The sequence below is a fragment of the Ruminococcus sp. HUN007 genome, from assembly GCF_000712055.1.
In the GTDB taxonomy this organism is placed as follows: Bacteria; Bacillota; Clostridia; order Oscillospirales; family Ruminococcaceae; genus HUN007.
On the sequence record NZ_JOOA01000001.1, the window covers coordinates 552338 to 574248 of the forward strand.

The 21911-nt window shown below is 43.4% G+C and carries 21 protein-coding genes; 3 read left to right on the plus strand and 18 right to left on the minus strand.

Going from position 1 to position 21911, the window contains the following annotated elements; all coding sequences use genetic code 11:
* Positions 1 to 18 precede the first annotated feature (18 nt).
* From CC97_RS02340 to CC97_RS02415, 16 genes are all read right to left on the minus strand, one after another.
* Positions 19 to 1458, minus strand: a complete 1440-nt coding sequence (locus CC97_RS02340; RefSeq protein WP_044973552.1) for an apolipoprotein A1/A4/E domain-containing protein — start codon at positions 1456 to 1458, stop codon at positions 19 to 21.
* The gene (locus CC97_RS02345) at positions 1455 to 2306 is read right to left on the minus strand and encodes a hypothetical protein (protein WP_044973553.1); all 852 of its coding nucleotides are present in this window, start codon (positions 2304 to 2306) and stop codon (positions 1455 to 1457) included. Before CC97_RS02345 ends, CC97_RS02340 begins: the two co-directional genes overlap by 4 nt.
* Positions 2307 to 2321: 15 nt before the next feature.
* Positions 2322 to 2852 (minus strand): hypothetical protein, encoded by a 531-nt coding sequence (locus CC97_RS02350; RefSeq protein WP_044973554.1) that lies wholly within the window; start codon positions 2850 to 2852, stop codon positions 2322 to 2324.
* On the minus strand, positions 2821 to 3198 hold the full coding sequence (locus CC97_RS02355; RefSeq protein ID WP_044973555.1) for a hypothetical protein: 378 nt from the start codon (positions 3196 to 3198) through the stop codon (positions 2821 to 2823). Before CC97_RS02355 ends, CC97_RS02350 begins: the two co-directional genes overlap by 32 nt.
* Before the next feature lie 10 nt (positions 3199 to 3208).
* The gene (locus tag CC97_RS02360; protein WP_044973556.1) at positions 3209 to 4720 is read right to left on the minus strand and encodes an Hsp70 family protein; all 1512 of its coding nucleotides are present in this window, start codon (positions 4718 to 4720) and stop codon (positions 3209 to 3211) included.
* A 6-nt stretch (positions 4721 to 4726) separates the two neighbouring features.
* A complete protein-coding gene (locus CC97_RS02365) occupies positions 4727 to 5722 on the minus strand; it encodes a hypothetical protein (protein WP_044973557.1) in 996 nt (331 codons plus the stop codon).
* 41 nt (positions 5723 to 5763) lie between these two features.
* Positions 5764 to 6042, minus strand: a complete 279-nt coding sequence (locus CC97_RS02370) for a helix-turn-helix domain-containing protein (RefSeq protein WP_044973558.1) — start codon at positions 6040 to 6042, stop codon at positions 5764 to 5766.
* A 408-nt stretch (positions 6043 to 6450) separates the two neighbouring features.
* Complete coding sequence (locus CC97_RS02375; RefSeq protein WP_156036739.1) at positions 6451 to 8031, minus strand: ATP-binding protein; 1581 nt, start codon at positions 8029 to 8031, stop codon at positions 6451 to 6453.
* Positions 8032 to 8274: 243 nt separating this feature from the next.
* Complete coding sequence (locus CC97_RS02380; protein WP_044973560.1) at positions 8275 to 8721, minus strand: DUF6557 family protein; 447 nt, start codon at positions 8719 to 8721, stop codon at positions 8275 to 8277.
* Positions 8703 to 9068 carry an arsenate reductase family protein gene (locus tag CC97_RS02385; RefSeq protein WP_044973561.1) on the minus strand — a complete coding sequence of 122 codons (366 nt, stop codon included), beginning with the start codon at positions 9066 to 9068 and terminating at the stop codon, positions 8703 to 8705. Before CC97_RS02385 ends, CC97_RS02380 begins: the two co-directional genes overlap by 19 nt.
* Before the next feature lie 306 nt (positions 9069 to 9374).
* Complete coding sequence (locus CC97_RS02390) at positions 9375 to 10424, minus strand: ABC transporter substrate-binding protein (protein ID WP_044973562.1); 1050 nt, start codon at positions 10422 to 10424, stop codon at positions 9375 to 9377.
* Positions 10425 to 10449: 25 nt separating this feature from the next.
* Entirely contained in the window at positions 10450 to 11229 is a 780-nt protein-coding gene (locus CC97_RS02395; RefSeq protein ID WP_044973563.1) for an ABC transporter ATP-binding protein, read from the minus strand.
* Positions 11223 to 12185 (minus strand): ABC transporter permease subunit, encoded by a 963-nt coding sequence (locus CC97_RS02400; RefSeq protein ID WP_044973564.1) that lies wholly within the window; start codon positions 12183 to 12185, stop codon positions 11223 to 11225. The genes CC97_RS02395 and CC97_RS02400 overlap by 7 nt, the downstream gene beginning before the upstream one ends.
* A 13-nt stretch (positions 12186 to 12198) precedes the next feature.
* Complete coding sequence (locus CC97_RS02405) at positions 12199 to 12909, minus strand: DUF1847 domain-containing protein (protein WP_044973565.1); 711 nt, start codon at positions 12907 to 12909, stop codon at positions 12199 to 12201.
* A 28-nt stretch (positions 12910 to 12937) separates the two neighbouring features.
* Entirely contained in the window at positions 12938 to 13570 is a 633-nt protein-coding gene (locus tag CC97_RS02410; RefSeq protein ID WP_044973566.1) for an ABC transporter ATP-binding protein, read from the minus strand.
* The gene (locus CC97_RS02415) at positions 13567 to 14754 is read right to left on the minus strand and encodes an ABC transporter permease (RefSeq protein ID WP_044973567.1); all 1188 of its coding nucleotides are present in this window, start codon (positions 14752 to 14754) and stop codon (positions 13567 to 13569) included. The genes CC97_RS02410 and CC97_RS02415 overlap by 4 nt, the downstream gene beginning before the upstream one ends.
* 635 nt (positions 14755 to 15389) lie before the next feature.
* On the opposite strand from CC97_RS02415, the gene CC97_RS02420 reads away from it, so the two are divergent.
* From CC97_RS02420 to CC97_RS02430, 3 genes are all read left to right on the plus strand, one after another.
* The gene (locus CC97_RS02420; RefSeq protein ID WP_044973568.1) at positions 15390 to 15806 is read left to right on the plus strand and encodes a DUF4418 family protein; all 417 of its coding nucleotides are present in this window, start codon (positions 15390 to 15392) and stop codon (positions 15804 to 15806) included.
* Entirely contained in the window at positions 15803 to 16459 is a 657-nt protein-coding gene (locus CC97_RS02425) for a hypothetical protein (RefSeq protein WP_044973569.1), read from the plus strand. Before CC97_RS02420 ends, CC97_RS02425 begins: the two co-directional genes overlap by 4 nt.
* Before the next feature lie 125 nt (positions 16460 to 16584).
* Entirely contained in the window at positions 16585 to 17364 is a 780-nt protein-coding gene (locus CC97_RS02430) for a hypothetical protein (RefSeq protein ID WP_044973570.1), read from the plus strand.
* A 55-nt stretch (positions 17365 to 17419) separates the two neighbouring features.
* Here the strand turns inward: CC97_RS02430 and CC97_RS02435 are convergent, their stop codons facing one another.
* Both CC97_RS02435 and CC97_RS02440 read right to left on the minus strand, forming a co-directional pair.
* A complete protein-coding gene (locus CC97_RS02435) occupies positions 17420 to 20584 on the minus strand; it encodes an SMC family ATPase (RefSeq protein WP_044973571.1) in 3165 nt (1054 codons plus the stop codon).
* On the minus strand, positions 20581 to 21810 hold the full coding sequence (locus CC97_RS02440; protein WP_049962635.1) for an exonuclease SbcCD subunit D: 1230 nt from the start codon (positions 21808 to 21810) through the stop codon (positions 20581 to 20583). Before CC97_RS02440 ends, CC97_RS02435 begins: the two co-directional genes overlap by 4 nt.
* Positions 21811 to 21911 lie beyond the last annotated feature (101 nt).

Here is a 21911-nt window from a genome sequence, read left to right on the forward strand (position 1 = left end):
CTTTCCGCTGATGACCGTTCAGCGGATCATCCGGCGTCTGTTAAGTGCCAGTTCCTTTCTTCTCTGTTCATCAGCTCTGTTTTTCAGTTCATTTAAAACCGTATCAGTATCGGAAAACTCTTTTTCACAGTTGCTTTCCGCAATCACTGTCAGTTGTCCGGTTACGCTCTGAAGCCCCGTCAGGAAGTTTTTCTCGGTGGCCTTAAGGTTTTCAGGAGTTCCTGAACCGTTGTGTTCAAAATAAACGCCCGCTGCATTTATTACCGTTGTCCTGTCCGGACATACCGGAAAGATACAGACAGTGATCTTTTTGCCCGGCTCTGCAGCTTCGATAATGTATTCCTTCCTTATATCACCGTCGCGGAAACCCTTTGAAACAATATCACAGCAGCGTTCAGTCTTCATGTAGTTTATGATTTTCTTCGACAGATCTGCTGCCCGTTCAAAGGATGCCGCAAAACCGGTGTGAATGTACGACCTCATTGTACATATTTCCTTGTGAAGTGCAGTCAGGCTGTCAAGGTTTTCGGAAAGCTCCTCAAACGAAACGCTTCTTCCCTGCCTTCTCTCACTCTTCAGAAATGAAGTGATTTTTTCTTCTCTGGTTCTGCCTTCGCATTCATGGATTTTCTCTGTAAACTCCGCAAAACTCTTCGCCTTTTCCGCTGCAGGTGAAAACCTGTTTTCACACCAGAAATCAAAGGTTTCAGCTTCCCGTTCCGAAGTACGAACCAGCTCCTTTTCAAAAGAATCTGTTTTCACTCTGCAGAATTCATCGGATATCAGAAAATCATTTACAAGAGCTGTGTAGGATTCAAGCTGGGTGTAGTAGCGTATCCACTGCTCCATGTTCTTCTTCATCCGCTCATCCATCAGCGCTATCTGAAATCCGGTTCCGGATGAAAGAGCCATGCATGATTCGTAAAATCCGGCACGAAAATCTGACTTTACCGATTCCAGCTGCATAAGAAGAGCATCCGCCGCTCCCGGTTCAAATGATTCGTGGGGGTATTTCTCCGAAAATTTCTGAAACTCGTCGTAGACATTTTCCATTCGCCTGCGGGCTTCGTTTTTCATTGTCTCCTCACGCTTTTCCAGCTTTCCCGAAAGTCCGGAGATCTCGCCTGCAAGCTCCTTTTCAGTCTTCTTCATCAATACCTGCATTTCATCGTTTTCAGCCTTCAGCTTTGCATATTCGGAACTTATCTCATCTATTTTCTTCCCCAGCTCATCATTCAGAGCTGCCGTGTACTTTTCAAGTTCAGTTTCAAACTCGCCCCTCAGCGATGCATCATGGTCAGCAAGCTTTTCCTTCATTTCCTGCTGCACCTGTGCAAGGCGGTCATTCAGCGATTTTTCGTACTCACTTCTTATCTCGTCCATGGCGGCAAGATTTTTCTTAAACTGACCGCGCATGTTTTCAAGTTTTCTGTTAAGAATAACTGTCTGTGCACTCATTTAAGTTCACCTGCGCGTTTTTCCGCCATTGCGGAAATATCATCCGAAATTTCATCCGCTGCGGATATCAGCCTTTCAAGTTTTTCCTTCACGGTCTCAAAACCGTTATCGTTTCTGTAATGATCAAGAATTCCACTGAACACCTTCAGCTCTGTTAAAAGTTCATCTGAAGTCTTTTTGTTTTCCTTTATCTCATTCAGATTTTCTGAAAGGACTGCATGTCTGGACTCAAGTTCGTTTATTTCTGCTATGCTCTTTTCGATCTCTGAGTTTTCTTCACGCAGGGAAATGAGTTTTTCGTTTATTTCCTGCTTTCTTTCGCCTAAATTCCGGTTTTCTTCCTCATACCGTAAAAGTTCTTCTTCAAGTTCCTTAATTTCTTCTTCATTCTTTCTGGTTTCGCCTTTTATTTCACAGACAGCTTCAGCGAGTTCATCTCGGCCGTCATCACTGCCCGTGATAAATTCGACAAATTCCAGTTCTGATCTGCCTTCAGTATCGGAAGGCTTTATTATAAACCCGGAAGCACTGCACTCTCCGGCCTGTACGGTCTCGCTTCCGCTTCTTATCTCAAAGGTCAGTTCAAGACTGGTTTCAAAAAAGAATGCTGAGGCTTCAGAACGAAATGCCGCTCCGTTTTCCTGCTTTACAGAAAACTTCAGCTTTGCTCCGGTGTCGTTCACCGACGGGCTTATACACTGGATAAGAGGACTGAAACGTGCAAGACTGTTTTCCCTGAAACCTCCGGCCACAGACCTCTGAAAAACCGTTACCCGTGATTCACCGGAAATGATCTTTTCAGCAGCTTCACCGCCGATTATAAGAATACTTTCATTATTTATCGTCATAACTCCATCTCCCGGTCAGATTAAACCTGCATTACGAGTGCCTGATTCTGCTCCGGAGAGTGACACATCCGTAAATTCAGCAGTAAGTTTTCCGTTTTTGATTCCAAGTTTTATTTTTATCTTCTGTCCGCCGGCAGAAGATGTTTTCGCAAGTCCCACCGGTATGATCCTGTCACCGTAAACACTTGAAGGATTCGAGTATGCTGCATCGTCACGGTGTCTTCGTGAAACGGCTATGGTAAATTCACCTTTTTCATCTGCCGGAACAACATAGCTTTCACTCCTGCCGTCATGGAAAAGCAGAGGTATAAATTCTATCCTTCCCGACCGTCTGTTGTTCAGGATTATACCGTAGTCATAGTCCGGAAGGAGTGCATATTCATCTTCGCTGTTCCTGTAATCTGATGAATTCTCTGCGGATCCTGACCGGATCTCCGTATCATCAGCATTATTGTCCGGTTCTTTGAAAGAGGTAGTTTCTTCAGACTGCCAAGCATTTTCCATACCGGCAGAATCAGTTTTTTTCAGCGTCCTGCCTGATCTCATACTCTGAAAGCCGGCTGAGGAAATAATCAGGAGATATTCTTCCGTCTCTTCTGAAAACCGTGGCGTCCTTAAGAAGTCCGGCAAATTCCGTGTACTCATCCGGTATGTATTTTTCAATGATGAGCGAAGAATCCGAATCAGGATCGGCCATCATAAAGCACTCATCCTCCGGTACTCCGGAAACGTCAAAATAGTCCCTGCCGCTTATCGCATAAAAGAGCCTCAGACCGAGAGACCAGACCTCAGAGGCTTCCGTATGCTCTTCACCGAACATAAACTCCTGCGGGTCTTTATAAATACGGGAATTTTCTTCCCCTGTTATCATCTGGCTGAATTTTTTCCCCATAATGCATCACCTAAATCTCAAAACTTACCTCAATACTCCTGTTATGATCGTTAAGATCCTCAGCAGTTACCGTAAGCACGCCCTGACTGTCGAAGCGGAATACCGTTTCTATCTTCTGCTTACCGGTATCCATCGGATTTATATCATTGAATACAAACTCTCCGGCCTTCCTGTATTCGAGATTGCCGAAGTCCTCCGGATCGCCGCTGTACTCATAGACCTCAAACCTGAGCTCGGTTTCAAATCTTCCTGTATTGGTGTAAACATGTCTTACCTCAAAATCATCGTCAACGTCAGTTCCCGCCGGAATGACCGGATCCATGTACTTTCCGTTTCTGCCGGTGCAGATCATTCCCAGCGAATTCAAGAGCTTGTTTACAATGTGGATATTCTCATCGCACGCCTTTATGGCTGCGCCCCTTGCAATCACTGTAAGGCAGCTGTCACCCGTGCATACATCAGAGGCAGATACAAAAGTACTGCCCTCAAAAGTGGATGCGATAAACTGCTTAAGGTACGGGTCTGCGCTCATACCGCCGACAAATATAACATGATCGATCTTTCGCTCCATTACCTCATCGGATACGATCAGCGAAGTAAGTTTCTCGTATATCTCATCAGCCGCCGAAAGATATTCATCATAGCCTATATCTGCACGGAAATGTCCTCCGCGGCTGCAGTTTTCTCTTTTTTCACAGACAGCACAGACCTCATCAAGATCCATTACCGCCCTTTCTGAAGGGGAGGCGTACAGCATCTTTTTAAGCTTTTCAGATGCTTCCTCTATCACTCTTCTTGTTTTTTTTCTTGCCGCACCGAAAACGGCCTCCTCATCGGTCAGATCCTGGCCAGAGCAGTCTCTCAGCTGTTCGAGAAGAAGCGAGGAAATGACTCTGTCAAGGTCACGTCCGCCGAGATGACGGTTTCCGTCTGCGACAGAAACAACAAAACCGGTCACACCGCTCCTACCTGTAAGCTCAACAAGGGCAGCATCCACCGTGCCACCGCCGAAGTCTATGACGTAGACGGTGTCTCCGGGTCTGAAACTGTCGTCATTGAAGGCAAGAGCAGCCGCAACCGGTTCTTTGATTATTTCTATCATTCCAATGCCTGCACGTTTGAGCGCAGACGCAGTACGGCGTATCTGGTCCTCGCCGAATTTGGCAGGAACAGTGACTACCGCATCAAATTTCTTTTCATCAGGGAAGCGTTCAGACAGAGTCATCCTTACTTTTTTCAGGATCTCAAAAGCGATATCTTCAGCTCTGTATCTTCTGCCTTCCTTTTCCCAGGTCTTTTTTCTGTCGTCCATGTATATCTTTGACTGGCAGACAAATGATGAGGGATCTTCAGAAGCACGCACTTCGGCCTCGCTTCCGACGATCACTTTTCCCCTGTCAAAAAACACACATGACGGAAGAAAAGTTCTTCCGTCATCGAACTCAAGAAATTCAATATTTCCGTATATATTCATCCATCCGGCCACCGTATTGGTGGTGCCGAGGTCTATACCGATTTTCATGATCCATTATCCCCTTAAACGCATTATTATGTGAATGAAACGCCATACTACATAAACGATCACACAAGCAATAATGATGTTTAAAGATGATGTTACCAGAATCGCAAAAATATCGGAAAAGCATTCTGACACTGTAAAACCGGAAAACGAACTGAGCTTGTGCTTCATAAAAAACAATACTGTCATCATGAATGAGATTCCTGCGACAGAATTGAAGTTGAACCCGATGTGCGTTCTGAGTCTGTTGGCATAAACCAGAAGAGACGTGAAAACAAAAGCTATGCTGAACATACTTGCAGCAGCAGTTGCCGAACCGATAAATTCAGTCAGTATATGACGTATTGATTCAAGTATCTCTCCGGACTTTGCCGGCTCAATGAAGTACATGAACACCGAGTAGAAAAAGTACAGTACGAAAACTGTTACCATAAAGGCAGCAGGCGAAGAACTGAATCTGATCCTGGTATCGTCGTTACGGATCCAGGTTGCAAAGAATATATCATTGTCTTCCTCCGAAAAATTCCTCAGAGCCATTCTTCCCCTGACTGCATGAGTGAATCCGCTGCAAATGGTGGCACCCTCTCCGGCATAATCACCGTAAATGCGTACATGTACGCGGTCATTACCCGTCTCATCTTCACGCGGACAGATGTCAAATGAATAAAGAGTGTCACTGAAACTCTGCCCGTACATGATGTAGTGCCTGATCTTCGTGAAAAGTCCGCGGCGCTCTCCCGTATGCGGTCTTATGTTTTCGACCGTACCGCAGAGCATACGCTGTTTCCGGTATTTATCAGGAACTGACAGTTGTTTTGCCTTTCCTGTACCCTTGACCGGAGCCTTTTTCTTTCCCTTTGTCTCAAGTTTTGGTCTTCCTGCAAGACTTGCTTCGGAAACTTCCGCAAACTGCAGACGTGCTTTGCAGACCGGACATTTCGTACCAGCCTTAGTGCTTTCTGTGTACGGTTTTCCCTCGCATTCGGGACAGAAATAGATCTCCATTAAAACCCCTCCGTTAATCCGGCATCATCATGAACGAATCATCACTTCTTGACTGTTATGTAGTCGATGAGTTCATCTGTAAGGATCTCAAACAGCTTGAGAAGTGCTTCAGTATTCTTGTTTACTGAGAAGATGAAGAGAAGTGAAAGGAAAGTATTCCATGTCATTGTTCTCTGCTTCTTCTCGATAGCAAGGATCGTCTGTCTGCTCATGCCTGCAATATCAGCAAGCTCAGCCTGTGTGATCCCCAGCTTAGCACGAAGCACTACAAGATTTTCTGTCATGCGTTCCACTAACAGTTCCTTTGTTTTTTCGTTCATAATAAAACAACCCCTATCTTTTTACTAATATCATAAATGAGTAATTTGCATAAAAATTTGCAAATATACCCGCCTTTATACTATGTATTATACTACACTTCATGAAATGTGTCAAGAGTTTCAGAACAATTTGTGCATGAAAATATGTAATTGTGCTAAAGGGCAGCTGCGTGTGATATTGACCTACCGCAAGCAGCCAGTTTTGTATGCAATCTTACAGAGCAGATTTTTTACCCGCCACACCGTCAATTCTTTAGTCTGACGAAGGTGATGTGCCTTCGGCACATAATAAAAAAACAGACTGCATAACCTTAATGGTCACGCAGTCTGTTTTCTGTAATCGGTGATTTTCCAGTCAGCGACTGGAAAATTTCTATTTTATTTTCCGAAGGAAAATACTCCATTAATTCATGCCTCGCAGGAGAGCCAATCCGAAAGGGTTCTTTTTTCAGAATCAAATGATACTCCGATTTTGAACACTTTTCTGTTATCTGCTGAAAACGGAAGAGCATAGTCTTTATCATCTATCTGTCTGAGGGCTGCTTCAGCAGTTTCATCTCGTTTGAATTCAAACAGATAAATAAATTTTTCTGTTTCCACTTTGCAGTCTATCCGCCCGCTGAACGTATGCATTTCACAAACCGTGTACTTACCGAGCAGTGTAAATACAAGATATATAACAGTCTGAAAATAATGTTCAAACGGTGCTTCATTTGAGGTATATGTAATACTCGCAAAAAGAGCAGTAAGTACATTTCTTATGGAATCCAGATCTCCTTCTTCGACATAGCCTTCAAGAGTAAAAATATCCAGTCCGTTTGATTCCGCTGCACTCGGAACATAATACGGCATCATACTGTTAAGGAATCCGTACTTTACCTCTTCGTTAGGAAACGAAAGAGTATAACGCTGAAGCCTTCTATTGTATTCCGATATTGTAAGATAACCGCACTGATAAAGCAGAGGTGTAGGAGACAGTGAATCTCCGGTATAATCAAGAATAACACTTTCACTGGCGTAAATTGTTTTATCCGAAAACTTACGTACATCAAAACTGTTGTTCCTGAGCATCTTAACAAGAAAAGTAGGTGAGCCGCTTTCAAACCAGTACGGTCTGAATTCATGAGCATAAAACGCATTTATAATGCTGAAAGGATTATAAACACCTTCAAAATCCGGATAAAAATGATATCCGTCATAAGTTTGTTTTAACTGTTTCCTGCATTCATCTATAGTGAGATCCTGTGATTTGGCAAGTAATTCAATATGTTCAGAAAAATATGTATTAAGTTCATTTTCAGTAATTCCGCACAAAGCTGAAAATTCTTTATTCAAAGAAATATCTATCAGCTGATTCAAGTCACTGAATATGCTTACCTTATGAAATTTAGTAACGCCGGTAATAAACACAAACTGAATGCAGGCATCACAGCTTTTCAGATTACTGAAAAATCCTTTGAACAGAGACTTGTTATGTTCCTGCAGTTCAGGATCATTTATAAGATCAAGCAAAGGCTTGTCATATTCATCAACAAGAACAACACATCGTTTTCCTGTTTTTTCTTTCACTCTGACAAGAAGATTTTTAAACCTGGTTTCGACTGAAACGGCATCTGTTATAATATCGTATTTATGTTCCCAGTCTTTAAGATGAGAATCCAGCACCTCTTCAAGGGAATTCGTCTTAGAATAATCCTTCCCGTTAAAATCAAAATAAAATACAGGATACGGGTGCCATGCATCAGGATTATCTGCTTCCAGTTTTTCTATTTCAAGTCCGGCAAACAAATCCTTTCTGCCTTCCCAGTAAGCCTTCAGTGCAGACAGCAGCAGACTCTTTCCGAATCTGCGGGGACGACTTAAAAAGAACGGTGCAACATCATGAACCAGTTTATATATATAAGCTGTTTTGTCAACATAGATACAGTTATTATTAACGAGTTTCTCAAAATCCTGTACGCCCATTGGGAGTATTTTTTTATTGCTCACCGTTTACCTCCTGTTATCAGATAAATGTAATAATTCATATAATTAGTATACCACGTTTCAGACTTTCAGGCAACAGAAAATGTGATGTACCTTCGACACATAATTAAAAAAACAGACTGCATGACCTTAACGGCCACGCAGTCTGTTTCTGTTATCGGTGATTTTCCAGTCAGCGACTGGAAAATTTCTATTTTATTTCCCGAAGGAAAATACTCCGATTCGGAACGCACCGCGTACCGAATTTCAAATATCAGATAAATCTCTGACTTCATACTCCGCTTCATCCCACGATTTCACATGATCCTGAATCGTTTTCTCGTCATAACCAAACCAAGTCATTTCCCATAAAACAAGAGAAACAAATTTCTCATCTCCATATTCGGACAGGCTCTTCTCATCGACGGTATATCCAAGCGTGTATTTCCACGGATTGATCTCCAGCCCGTATTTTGTATCTGAAGCCTCATCAAACATATGTACTGCATCATATTCTTCTTCATCTGTCTTAACTCTTTCAATTTGTATAACTTCAGAATCAGATTTTACTGGCTCTATAGCTTTAATATCAGTAATCGCATGTCTGACGCACTGTTCTGTATGCTCAATATCAGGTGAATTCACGCACATTTTCAGAAAGCAGCGAACCACTTCCTCAATATCGCATTTTTCTATCACTTCATAAAAGTACATAATTTTTCTTCCAATTCAGTTTCTTTAAATCCCGGCAATACAAAATCATCTCCAACGAGAAGCGGACGCTTAACAAGCATACCATCAGATGCAAGAAGTGCAAACTGTTCATCTTCGCTCATTGACGGCAGTTTCTTGGATAATTCAAGTTCTCTGTAGAGAATACCACTTGTATTGAAAAAACGCTTAAGCGGAAGGCCGCTTTTTGCATGTAATTCTCTGAGAGTTTTCTCATCCGGATGTTCTTCCTTAATATCAAGAGATGTATATGATACGCCATTATCATCAAGCCATTTAAGTGCCTTTTTACATGATGTACATTTGCTGTAGCAATATACTTTTATCATAATACTAACCGTCCTTTCAGTTTAACTGATGTTTTTATTTAGATATTTTCAGTATAGCATAATTCATTCCTTCATACAACAGAAAATGTGATGTGCCTTCGGCACATCATAAAAAAACAGACTACATGACCTGAGCGGTCACGCAGTCCGTTTATATTATCGGTAATTTTATTTTCCGAAGGAAAATACACCGAGTCTGATAGGTCACTCAGTGCATGACAAGAAAATAATAACAAGCGAGGCGCAGCCGACGCATTTGCGTCAGTTACGCCTCAGATGAGTTCTTAAAGTGTTAAACCGTAAATATTACTTGTTTACTGCAGTAAAGCTGTCGCCGTTTGCTTCGTATGAATCCGGAACGCCGTCAAACTTTTTGAATGAACGCTTTACGAGAGCATCGGTGTCTGTGTTTTCGCCTAACAGGCCGATGTCCTTGAGTTCCTTTGCTACGTTTACGAGAGCGTCATAACCGCCCTGTACGCTTGGTCTGAATTCATATGTTTTAAGGATTGCGCCGTTGTCGTCTGCGTTTCCGCTTACGTAGTCCTTTTCAACCTGTATCTTTGCAGCTTCCTCAGGATGTGCTGCTACCCATGCGGATGCCTTGAGGCATGCGTCAGTAAACTTTGCTGCGATGTCTGTGTGCTTTTCAGCAAGCTCGGTTGAAACGAATGTTACGCAGCAGTACTCTGATGCGAACGGTTCAGTCTTGGCTGTATCCATGAGTGCGAGAAGATCGTATTCCTTTTCAGCCTGTGAAGCGATCGGATCCATTACACAGATAGCGTCAACGGCACCGTTCTGGAGAGCGATCGGCTGATCTGTTGTGGAATAAACGAGGAACTCAATATCTGAGCTGTCAGCGCTGATGTCGAAACCGTCTGCGAAGAGAAGACGCTTTGCAGTAACTGCTTCAGATCCTGCGAGCGAAGATACGGCGATCTTCTTACCCTTTAAGTCGCTTACTGTCTTGATACCTGAATCCTTCTTTACGAGAAGCTTTGTACAGCCTGTGTGCATACCGGCTGTGATGACCATGTTGAGACCGTTGTCGATAGGCTGGATGAACTTGCCTACAAGTCCGAATCCGCAGTCAATAGTACCTGCACCGAGAGCGGCCTGAATATCAGTCTTGCCGAAATCGACTCTTTCCCACTTGATGCCGGCTTCGTCAAGATAGCCGTTTTCCATTGCTATCTGAAGAGGTGCGTGACAGAGTGCACCCTGTGCCTCACCTATTTTAAGCACATATTCTCCGTCATTTCCGTTTGCAGCACCCTGGCTGTTTCCGCATCCTGTAACTGCTGCCATCATCATCGCTACAGCTAAAACACCGGCAAATATTTTCTTTTTCATAAAAACTCCATTACTCCATTCATTATTATATATTGTACTCGATCTCGCGTTCTTTTCCTGCAAAATCAAGTATTTTCAGTATTTCACTTCTGAGTCTGATAAACTCAGGATTGTTTCTGTCACGCGGCTGTGAAAGATGTACGTCGATGACCTTTTCTATCTTTGCAGGTCTTGGCGTCATGACAACTATCTTGTCCGCAAGATAAACAGCCTCGTCAACATCATGTGTTACCATTATCATGGTCATTTCCTTCTCTTTCTTGATTCTGAGAAGTTCGTCCTGCATGTTCATTCTCGTGAATGCGTCAAGAGCTCCGAGAGGTTCGTCGAGAAGAAGTGCTTCCGGATGTCCGATAAGTGCGCGGGCAAGAGATGCTCTCTGGCACATACCGCCTGAAAGCTGATGCGGGAATGACTTTTCAAAGCCCTTAAGTCCGACCAGCTCGATGAACTCATTTACGTCATTCTTTCTCTCTTTAAAGAGCTTTCGCACCTTAAGTCCGAAAGATATGTTGTCGTAGATATTGAGCCACGGGAAAAGATTCGGGTCCTGGAAAACCAGTCCTCTGTCATGATCAGGACGTGTGACTTTTTTGTCGCCTAAATAAACGGCACCTTCTGTAGGAGTGTCAAGTCCGGCAAGCAGACGAAGCATGGTTGACTTTCCGCATCCGGAAGGACCGATAAGGCATACGAAGCTGCCTTTTTCTATTTCAAGATCAACGCCGCCGAGGGCGATAACGGTTTCTCCTTCAAGTGTAGTGAAGGACTTCTTCACACCGTCGAATTTTATTGCTCCTACCATTTTATCACGCCCTTCTGCCATCCAAGCACTCTGTCACGTATTTTGAAAAGAATCGTTATTATAAGATAGAAGAGTGCTGCAATAACTATCAGTCCTGCATATACGTTTGAGTAAGCCATCATTTCCTTCTGCCAGTTTACGTACCAGCCTATACCGTATTTTGCGCCGATCATTTCAGCAGTCATAAGTGCAACGAATGATCCGCAAATACCGTTGAACAGTCCGAGAAAGATGCTCGGCATTGCGGCAGGCACACCTATTTTAAATATTTTATGAATGTTCTTTGCACCGAGTGTGGATGAAACTTCAAAGTAGGAATTCTTTACGTTTGAAATACCGCTCGAAGTAAGCACAACTGTCGGGAACCATACTGAAATACCTATGATGAAAGCACTCGCGCTGCTTGCCTTTGCAAATACAACAAGCAGGATAGGAATCCAGGCTGTTGACGGAATAGGACCGAGTACCCTGATGACCGGATTGATCCAGTAGGCAGCAGTTTTGCTGAATCCGACTGCGATACCCATGAAGAACCCGATAATAAGTCCGCCGAAAACGCCTTTGAAAAGGAGCTGCATTGAGAATGCTATACATTTTCCTATAAGTTCCCTGTCTTCCACAAGCGTTCCGAACACGCGGTCAAGTGCCGGGAAATAGAGCACAGGAAGAAGAGCAGTTTTTACTGTAAGTATGTTGAGAATATTGAAGAAAAGAATTACACCGGCAAGGAAAAGCGCACGGTAAAACAGCGGATTTTCCGGTTTCTTTTTCTTCTTTTTGTTTACTGCGTTTCCGATGAGTGCACCTGCATAGTAGATCACTGTTACTATTATGATCAGATATGCGAAGTACGGATGTGCCGATTTCTGATGCAGTGATGAATCAGGAACTGCAAACGCCACAGCTACAGCTGCTGCTGCAGAGATAAGCGGCAGCAAAGCATTTATTTTTTTCATTGAACATTACCCCTTATTTTCTTTCTGTATCTGCTGTGTCTGCACCCGGAGAAAGCTTTGATCTGTCGATTTCAGCACCTACAGGAGCGTGCAGGAGTTTCTTGTAGTATGCTCTTGCCTGATAAAGAGCACCGGCAGGATTATGAGCGAGCACTCTGTCCTTGGTTATGAGAGTTGTGGTAAGTCCCTTTGCATATTTGTAGAACAGACTGTCATGGCCCACACAAAGACCTACTACAACGTTAAGATCTACCTTTTCCTTTGCAAGAAGCTTTGCCTGCATTATAGGGTTACACATTACAGGACCGGTGATACATGTGTATTCTTCCCTTACACCGATATCCACCTTGTTCTGTGAACCTACCTTACAGCTTATGCCGTAAACTTCGAATCCGTTGAGTCTGAGGATACGTGCAAAAATTCTGCTTTCCTCGATAAGGCCGACACAGGTTGCAATACCGATCTTTTTCGCACCTATACGTCTTGCAAACTCGATTATCTCTTCTACTCTTGTATATTTTCCGTAAAATTCTCCTTCGATCTCAGCAGCTATTACTGCGACCTTCTTATTCACTCTGCTCTTTTCATAGAGAGCTGCGACTTCGTTTATCTCTTCTTCAGTAAGTTCTGCTGTCGGACAGAATTCAGGGTATTTGCCCTTTCTTGTAAGACAGTTCATTACGCCGCAGTCTGCGCAGCTCATACAGTTGTTTTCTTTAGCCATGATTCATTCTCCTTAAAAAATAATATTATCAGCATTTAAAATTTATATCTATTACCCTGTCTGCACTTTCAAGCAGCAGCGGGTCGTGCGAAGCAGCAAGAACCGTGATTCCGTTTTTGTTTACTTCCTTAAGCATATCTCTGACTATTTCGGCGCTTTCCCTGTCGAGATTTGATGTCGGTTCGTCAGCGATTATTATTTCCGGTTCCGTGACAAGAACTCTTGCAAGCATTGCCCTTCTGTATTCCCCGCCGGATATCTGTGACGGATATGATCCAAGAAGAGATGTGAGCGAAAGCCTTTCTGCAATTTCCTCTGCTTTTTGTTTATCGGGTTTCTTCTTTGCAGTATATGCCAGAAACAGGATATTCTGCCAGACGGTCAGTTCCGGAAGAAGAGCATTCTTCTGCATCATGTACCCGATAACACCGCTCCGGAGAGCTGTGCGCTCTTTTTCGGAAAGCTTTGAAATGTCGGTACCCTTTATGAAGACTGATCCGCTGTCTGGACGGAGCATACCCGTGAGGATATTTAAAAGTGTTGATTTTCCGCATCCGGATGCTCCTGCAAGTGCAGCCATCTCACCCTTTTTTACTGTTATGTCCGTGCTTTTAAGCCCGTTTTTTCCGAACAGCTTTGTAATATTTTTTCCTTCTATCATGTCTGTTCCTCCATAAGCAGTGCCGGCTCAGTCCGGAGGATTCCTGCAAAAGTTACTGAGACAGCCGCTGCAAGCATCACAAGATCGATGCCGAGAGTTCTGGCAGCAAGTGAAAAGGCTCCGGCCGGTGAAATAAGCTTGTACGGCATATCGAGTGCTGCCTTTACCTGTTCATGTAGCGGAAGCAGTATAATGCATATAAGTACCATACCCGCTGCAGCTCCGGCTGCAAAAAGAAGAAGATACTCGAAAGCGAAATATTTAAGCACCCTGCTTCGCGGACATCCTGCCGCAAGCATACTTCCGGCTATTCTGCGGCGCTGCCTGAAAGTGAGCGTTACCATTGCAAACAGGGAAACGACAGCAATAATAACTGCACATGCTGAAACAATGCCTACCAGGTTAGACATGAGATCAATGTGGCTTTTAAGATCTGCCGAAAGCTCATCGACAGGATAAACCTTTGCTTCGGTGCCTTCAAGAGCTTCATTCATACGTTTGGTCACCATGCTTATGTCAGCATCTTTTTCAAGCTTTACAAGAAGCATTGAAACAATACCTGTTTTCTCGCCGAACATGAATTTATACTGTTCGGAAGCGGTTATTTCATTCGCTGCGGAATACGGTATAAAAATACTGTTGTCATATCCCATTCCTGTTTCCTCGAGTATTCCCGCAATGGTGAAATCGCGTCCGAATAACGTAATTGTATCGCCCTTTGAGAAATTACCGCCGGAACCTGCAAGAGCTTCATATCCGTTTAACTCATGAGAGCTCCCGGACCACTGTGATACGGCAAAATCTGTTTTCGGATCAAATGCAACTATCTGTATTCCCTCCTCAGCACAGCAGCTCAGCGCCAGCGTTTCCATGTAAAGCTGAGGTGTTACTGTCTCTGTTCCTTCAATATCAGTGATGCGGGACATCACATCATCTTTAAACATGATCGAACATGCCTTTCCTTTGAAAAGCAAATCGCGTGTATTATCAAGATAAGCTTCCGGAACGATCATCATGTCAGCATATGATCTTCCGTAAAGTTTCTGTGAACCGTTTTTAAGATTTTCCGTGAACAATCCTGTTCCGAAAAGACATGCGGTTATTACAAAAAACAGAATAAATATAACGGTACTTCGGAATGCGCTTCTTGATATTACCTGTAAAACGTATTTACCGGTTTTCATTACTGATCACTTCTCTTCATCATAATATGCACTTCTTTTGTGGACAAAAATATAAGGGGGCTTAAAGCCCCCCGCGTTAATGTATAAATATTTTTGAACTAAACCTTATAAACACTATTTTACCTATCAGAATGATATGATTATATCATAATTAAATTTATCAGTCAATTGTAAGAACTAACAAAATCCATCCCTGTTTTCATTTAAATTCCTGTTGACATGTTGAATACAGTAAAAACAAAACTTATTCTGATTCCTATATACTATTATAGTTTTTTACTATAACCATTCCTGTAAGCGACAAGCATCAGGATATAACTTTTATCTATAGCTGACGATAGTTAAGTGATATTATTCAGATTATTGACTTTACGTAAAGGTTCGGGTTATAATAAATAGCAGACCAAACACACCAAACCTATAGAATAAATCAATTACTTTTAATATCTCCGGTCCGGAAAAAGGCAACGCCCCCCTGTTTTCTCTTTCCGCCGGAACGATATTACTGAACCTTACCGGATATCCGGAGCTGCATAATGCTGTTCTCCGGAATAAGGACGTCGGCATCACTTCCGTCTTCCTTAATGCAGGCGACATAAACCGCTAAAAAATTCATATCATACAGGAGTGACAGGATGACAAACAGGATATCATCTTCAGTAAACATTTTAATTTCTTCATTTCTTCTGGCAGCAGTTAACACTTTCTGCAAACCGTGTCACGGACTTATGACTATGCCGTGTGAACGCAGCACGCATATCGCATTTATAGCTCTGGCTGTGATAATTGCAGCAAGTATACTTCGCTTCTTTTTAAAAAAAGGCGCACAGGCTGCTGCAGTTATAATAACAGTACTGAGCAGTATACTGCTCATACTTGCACCTGTAATGGGAAAATGCAAAGTCGCATTTATGTCATGCAATCTGAAGACTTTTCCCGCATTAAGAACAGGCGGCATATTTATTATAGTACTTACAGCAGTATTTACCGGAGCAGAACTTGTAAACACATATCTTAAAAAGGATGCAGTAAACGGAGTGAGATCAGTTTGAAAAGAAAAATACTTGCGGTCGCCGTACTCAGTATCATGCTCACCGGATGCGGCAGTACAGAACAGAATACTGTTTCGAATGAAGCAAAGGAAACATCCGCTGTTTCAGAAACCACGGCATCAACTGCCGAAGCAACTATAAAGGAAGAAACCACCTTTTTTTCGGAAACATCGTATTCAGATACAGTAACATCAGAGACATCCGTAACTGAAACATCAGTATCATCTTCTTCAGATTCTCAGAAGGCAGCAACGCCTGAAACAGAAATCCATAAAGCAGATGAAGAAGGCACTGAAGAGACAGCGGTGAACACTGAAGAACCGCCTGCTGAAGAAACCATTCCGGTAACTGAATCCGCCGAAGAAAGATTCTACGGTGTTCTTATCGATGCTGACTGCAGCGATTTTGAAGATCCTCCGGCTCACGATCTTCCGTGCATGCTCATGGACGGATGCCGTGCAAGCGGATACGGTATCGACATTCTTAAAGATGACGGGACATGGGTATTTTATATGTTTGACCAGAAAGGTCAGGAACTTACACTTGATTATCTGCTGAAAACAAAACGTATGGATAATCTTTATGTATATGTAACAGGAAAATCTGAGGACAGTGTGATCAGAGTGACGGGACTTGAAGAAGCACCGTACTGATCCTTCCGGGGTACTTGATATAGCAGATACGCAGGCACAGGCTACAGATCTGCAGGGCAATATAATTCATCAGGAGGCACTAAAAATGTTAAAAAAATTCTCATCAAAAATCAAAGCTTTTGCTTTTGCATCAGTACTCGCATCTTCACTGTTTACAGTACCTGCTGTTTCAGCAGCAGCAGAAGAAGAAAACTCAGAAAAAATTAGTTACACCTTACAGTGATCTCTGGAAAGGAAACATATCCGTAAAGGTCGGTGAACCTGTAAAATGGTATGTAGATGTACCGGAGGATGTAACTCCGAAGGGATGCGGCGCTACCATCAAGATTCCTGGTCTTGGCTGGGGCACAGATACCCACAACAAGGAAGAGGGTCATCTTGTTCTCAAACAGGGTGAAAACTTCGTTTACGAGTTCACACCGTCAGAAACCGGAGACATTCTCTTCACATGCTGGATGGGTTCAGGATGCCATCACAATTATATTCATGTTACTGAAGACGGTACCTATAATGCTGAAGCAGGTGTTCCAGACGCACTTGACGGTCAGAAGGCTGCAGCCGCTCCGGAAGTAACGACAACTTCTGCAGAAACGACAACAGCAGATGTGACCGTAGCACCGGCAGAAACAACTTCAGAAACTGCTCCGGCAGAAGTAACCACAGCCGCTGAAGAAACTACATCTTCTGAAGTAACCACAGAAAATGCCGTTACATCTGCAAAGGCAGCAGAACAGACTGATCCTGTTCAGACAACAAGCCAGCCTGTTACTTCTGCACTGACGACTACATCAAAGCCGGGAAATGTTACATCCACTCCGAAAACAGGCTCATCTGCTCCGGCAGCCACTGTATTATTCATGATAACTTCACTCGGAGCTGCATTTATCACAAGGAAAATGAAATAAAAAAAAGCACCAGCTGATAACAACTTTTTTCTGTTGTCATCAGCTGGTGTTTTATTTATCCGATTATCCTTACGGTACTTCCGTTTTCAGTGTTCTTTACGAGTATCTGCTTCGGAATGCATTCGCCGAGTTTTTCGACGTGTGAGATGATACCGATCTGGCGGGCGTCGCCGTCTTCGCCGGTCAGTTTGTTCAGAACGCTGATCGCACGGTCGAGTTTGTCGCCGTCGAGTGAACCGAATCCTTCGTCGATGAACATGGATTCCATGCTTATTCCGCCGGAATGATTCTTTACGACATCGGAAAGGCCCAGAGCAAGTGCGAGCGATACCATGAAGGCTTCACCGCCGGAGACGGTTCTTGTATCACGCGGAGGTGCTCCGGAATTGCACTGGATGCTGAGTTCCAGTCCGGCCTTTTTGTTTTTTGCAGAGGCTTCATACCGGTGAACGAGTTCAAATCGTCCGCCGCTCATATCAAGAAGACGGTAGTTCGCCTGATCGACGATCTCTCTGAAAACACTTCCCATAACATGTCTTTCAAAAGAGAGTCTGCCGCCCTCGCCGTTTGCACCGCTCAAAAGATCAGAAAGACGGATAAGCCTGTCGTAAGCCGGCTTTGTCCTGTCAAGCTCTTTCTTTAAGGATCTTACCTTTTCAGTTACAGCAAGATCATTGTTCCTCATTTCACGAAGATCGCTGTAACGCTTTTCGCTTTTTTTATACTCAGCCTCACCTGCAGCGATCCGTTCACTGATAAGGCCAAGATCAGTTTCCTTAAGGTCCTTCGTTTCTTCGGTACGTTTCAGCATATCCTCCTTTGCAGAATGAAGCTCCTTCTGATAAGTGTCTATTCTCGCCTTCTCTGCTTCTATCCACTTCTCCGGATCACTCTCCGGAGAACATATGCTCATAGCAACACGGTAATGCGAATCACCGTCAAATCCCGCTTCTCTGATCTTTGCAGTGAATTCTTCATTAAGCTTTATGATATCATTTTCAGTTTCGGCAAGTTTGTTACGGGCTGTATCAAGGCTGCCCTTTAAACCGCTCTGTTCTTCCTTCGCCCCGGAAAGATCTTTCTGAGCTTTTTCAATGGTTTTTACAATACTGTCGTGCTTCTTTTTCAGAGTTTCAAGTTCTTCTTCCGCTTCTTTTCTGGTATCGTACTTAAGCCTTGACTTTATTTCCTCATACCTTGTCTTCGATTCGGTAAGAACAGCTGATACCACGGAAAGTTCAGCGTTAAGAGTGCTTATCACCTTATCGAGTTTTTCATTTTCCTCTTCGTTCCTTTTACACTCTGCAGCTGTCGCAGATGCTTCTTCATCATCGGCCTTAGCTTTTTTATATTCATTTTCAAAGCCGGTCACTTCATTATTAAACGCATCAGATCTTTCTTTCAGGAATTTTTCGTCTGCAAGCATCTCCCAGGTACATTCACCGAAAAGCTTTGAGGCGCCTTCAAGTATGTTTTTCTTTTCCGTTTCAATCCCGGCACGAAGATTTTCATTTTCCTTTTCCTTTTCAAGCATCCTGTCTGATTCGGATTTATAGTCAGCTGATGCCTTTTCGACCGCTTCCTTATCCGGAATATCTGTTTCAGACCGGGAAACATCAAAACTAAAGGACGTATGTCTGGTATGACACACCGGACATACAGCTTCGCCGTGGTCACGGACTTCATCAAAGAGTTTCCTTTCAAGGATCTCTGCCTGTCCGTCAAGATATCTGCCCGTGAGATCCACGCTTATTTCATGCAGTTCCTTACACTTATTCACAATATCGAGAAGCTCTTTTTCAGCTTTTTCAAGTTTCTTTTCTCTTTTTATATTTTCCGATATTTTTTTATCAAGTGCATCAAGATCTGCCTTCTTCTCTTTCGCACGCTTAAGCTGATTTCCCGCTTCGGAAAGCCTTGCTCCGGTATCGCCGAGTTCTTCTGCTCTCTTTTTCAGTTCCTTCAGGGCTTTTTTGTTTGCCTCTGATTTCTGAGTATTCTTTTCAAGAGCAGCTTTCGTTTCTTTTTCCTTTTTTTCAGCTTCCTTATACACTGCAAGATGTTTATCGAGATCGTCGTATTCAGGAAGGAGCTTTTGAGCATCGCTTATGCTTCCTGTCAGTCTGTCACGTTCAGGTTTGAGCTTTTCTGATTCTTCAAATACTTTCTGACATGCGATGCACTTTTCTTCACTCTTTTCAAGTCTGACTTCAAGATCTTTTATCTGTGCTTTTTCTCTGTCAGATTCTCTCTTCTTCTCATTAAGGCTTTTTTCCGCAGGGTAAACGAGATGAAGTGCCTGGCTGAATGTTTTAAGTTTCTCACCGGCTGCTTTAAACTCATTTTCCATGGATCGCAGTTTATTAAAATGCTCTTCTGCATTTCTGCTTTTTTCAATGAGTGCATTGTTGCTTTCAGCGGTCTTTTTTTCTTCAATAAGCTTTTCCTTTTCCGCGGCAAGCTTATTTTTTTCCTTTTCCGCAGCTTTTGTCTGAGCTTCAAGGAAACTGTTGAGTTTATCAAGGTTTTCAGAAAGCTCAGGATGATCGTAGCTGTAAAATGCCGCATCAGTTTCCGTAAATGATCCTGACGCTTCAGGAATGCTTATACCTTCAAGAATATGTCTTGCCTTGTCTTCGTCCTGTTTACGGAGATTTTTAAATTTGTTTCCGGCCGTTCTTACAGCTTCCTGAAGTCTTCTGTAAGGCGAACTGTCGAAAAGACGTCCGAGTATCTCCGCACGGGCTTCACTGTCGGCATCAAGAAATTTTCTGAATTCACCCTGAGCAAGCATGATTATCTGCTCAAACTGTTTCTTGTTGAGTCCTATTATTTCAGTAATGCGTTCCGTTACTTTTGTATCACCCTCGGAAGGCATACAGTCCGGTTCAGTCAGAGACGCTCTGCTGGTCATATTGCCGGTCTTTGTAAAGTGCATTATACGTTCCGCCCTGTACTTCCTGCCGCTGACTTCAAAATCAAGTGTAACAACGGTATCAGTACCCGGATCGGCGGACTCACAGCGCATCATGTTTCTGGTTCTGTGTTCACCGCCAGGAGCACCGTAAAGTGCATACATAATCGCATCGAAAATGGTGGTCTTTCCTGCACCGGTGTCACCTGTAACAAGATAGAGTCCGGTACCGAGAGCAGCAAGATCTATTTTCGTGTAATTTTTGTAGGATCCAAAAGCCTGCATAGTAACAACTAACGGTTTCATACGTTTCTGCCCTCCTGTTTAACGGAATACTCAATTATCCTGTCGGCGGCCGCATCGATATCATCAATTCCAAGCAGTTCACTTACATGATCAATAAGTTCGAGTTCCTTTTCATCCGGTTGTGCCCCGTCTTTCATGAGAGCATAGAAATCAGCAAAATGTTCGGTAACGGATTTTCCACCCATGCATGCGATACTGTCACGCAGGTTTTCCTCATTGCGCTTCAGTTCATAAATACCAGTTATTTCAAGCATGCGGTTTCCGGACGCTTCCGCTGCTGTGCGCAGTTCTTTTGCCAGATCCGGTCTTACCTTGCAGTCGGTTATCTTTGCTTTCAGATATTCATTCTTATATTTTCCGGAAACTAGTTCATTTATAATATTTTTATAAGTATCTTCGAGTACCCTTACCTTATGAAGCGGACGTATCGGGATAATTTCCGTTGATGCTTTCCCGCCTTTGGCACCCAGTTCAACAAGGACAGGTCCCTTTTCGGAATATTTCGCCTCGTCAAAATGATAGCAGAAAGGCGAACCGGCATAACGGATATTCGGAGGTCCTACCTGCTGAGCTGCATGAATATGACCAAGAGCTGTGTATTCGAAATCTTCAAACGCTGAATAATCGATACCGCCGACACCGGCAACCATCGTTTCGGAACCGCCGCGTTCGGCTTCAATTCCGCCGCGTGTTACGTTCTGATGAGCTACCATGACGTTACGAACTGAGGTATCGATGTTCTGGTGTTTTAAAAGTTCGCGGCAGGCTGTGTCATAGTCACGGAAGTCTGTTCCGAGCATGTCGTTTACAAGAGCCGGGAAAATGTACGGCATGAGCCAGAACACGACATCTCCGTACTCATCGCGGAGTGTAACGTGAGAGATTATGCCGTTTCCAGGGATAACGCCTGAAATGTGCACACCGTTCCTGCTGAGGATACTGCTTGCAAAGCCAAGCTTCTGACCGGAATCGTGATTTCCGGCAGCAATAAGAACAGGAACGTTCATTTCTGCAAGTTCAGTTATAAACTCATCCAGAAGTGCAACGGCTTCGGAAGACGGCGTACTTCTGTCATAAACGTCACCGGCAATGACTACTGCATCTGCCTTTGTTTCACGTACTGTTTTAATGAATTCATTTTTCCAGTACGGCTGGTCTTCCTTTACGAGCGCAACTTCATTCATATACTTGCCGAAATGAAGATCAGCAATGTGTAAAAATCTCATAATTACATTTCTCCCCTAACATTTATGAAAACACTGATTAAACCGGGATTCGAGGGGCTTCGCCCAAGACATCCACGATGATTTAAGAATAGATCATCGTT

Bases quoted from the DNA above. Each gene is read 5' to 3' on its own strand.
- CC97_RS02355 (WP_044973555.1), bottom strand. From the start codon at position 3,198: ATGGGGAAAAAATTCAGCCAGATGATAACAGGGGAAGAAAATTCCCGT.
- CC97_RS02405 (WP_044973565.1), bottom strand. From the start codon at position 12,909: ATGGCTAAAGAAAACAACTGTATGAGCTGCGCAGACTGCGGCGTAATG.
- CC97_RS02360 (WP_044973556.1), bottom strand. From the start codon at position 4,720: ATGAAAATCGGTATAGACCTCGGCACCACCAATACGGTGGCCGGATGG.
- CC97_RS02365 (WP_044973557.1), bottom strand. From the start codon at position 5,722: ATGGAGATCTATTTCTGTCCCGAATGCGAGGGAAAACCGTACACAGAA.
- CC97_RS02390 (WP_044973562.1), bottom strand. From the start codon at position 10,424: ATGAAAAAGAAAATATTTGCCGGTGTTTTAGCTGTAGCGATGATGATG.
- CC97_RS02415 (WP_044973567.1), bottom strand. From the start codon at position 14,754: ATGAAAACCGGTAAATACGTTTTACAGGTAATATCAAGAAGCGCATTC.
- CC97_RS02340 (WP_044973552.1), bottom strand. From the start codon at position 1,458: ATGAGTGCACAGACAGTTATTCTTAACAGAAAACTTGAAAACATGCGC.
- CC97_RS02380 (WP_044973560.1), bottom strand. From the start codon at position 8,721: ATGTACTTTTATGAAGTGATAGAAAAATGCGATATTGAGGAAGTGGTT.
- CC97_RS02400 (WP_044973564.1), bottom strand. From the start codon at position 12,185: ATGAAAAAAATAAATGCTTTGCTGCCGCTTATCTCTGCAGCAGCAGCT.
- CC97_RS02345 (WP_044973553.1), bottom strand. From the start codon at position 2,306: ATGACGATAAATAATGAAAGTATTCTTATAATCGGCGGTGAAGCTGCT.
- CC97_RS02350 (WP_044973554.1), bottom strand. From the start codon at position 2,852: ATGAGATCAGGCAGGACGCTGAAAAAAACTGATTCTGCCGGTATGGAA.
- CC97_RS02435 (WP_044973571.1), bottom strand. From the start codon at position 20,584: ATGAAACCGTTAGTTGTTACTATGCAGGCTTTTGGATCCTACAAAAAT.
- CC97_RS02385 (WP_044973561.1), bottom strand. From the start codon at position 9,068: ATGATAAAAGTATATTGCTACAGCAAATGTACATCATGTAAAAAGGCA.
- CC97_RS02410 (WP_044973566.1), bottom strand. From the start codon at position 13,570: ATGATAGAAGGAAAAAATATTACAAAGCTGTTCGGAAAAAACGGGCTT.
- CC97_RS02440 (WP_049962635.1), bottom strand. From the start codon at position 21,810: ATGAGATTTTTACACATTGCTGATCTTCATTTCGGCAAGTATATGAAT.
- CC97_RS02370 (WP_044973558.1), bottom strand. From the start codon at position 6,042: ATGAACGAAAAAACAAAGGAACTGTTAGTGGAACGCATGACAGAAAAT.
- CC97_RS02420 (WP_044973568.1), top strand. From the start codon at position 15,390: ATGACAAACAGGATATCATCTTCAGTAAACATTTTAATTTCTTCATTT.
- CC97_RS02395 (WP_044973563.1), bottom strand. From the start codon at position 11,229: ATGGTAGGAGCAATAAAATTCGACGGTGTGAAGAAGTCCTTCACTACA.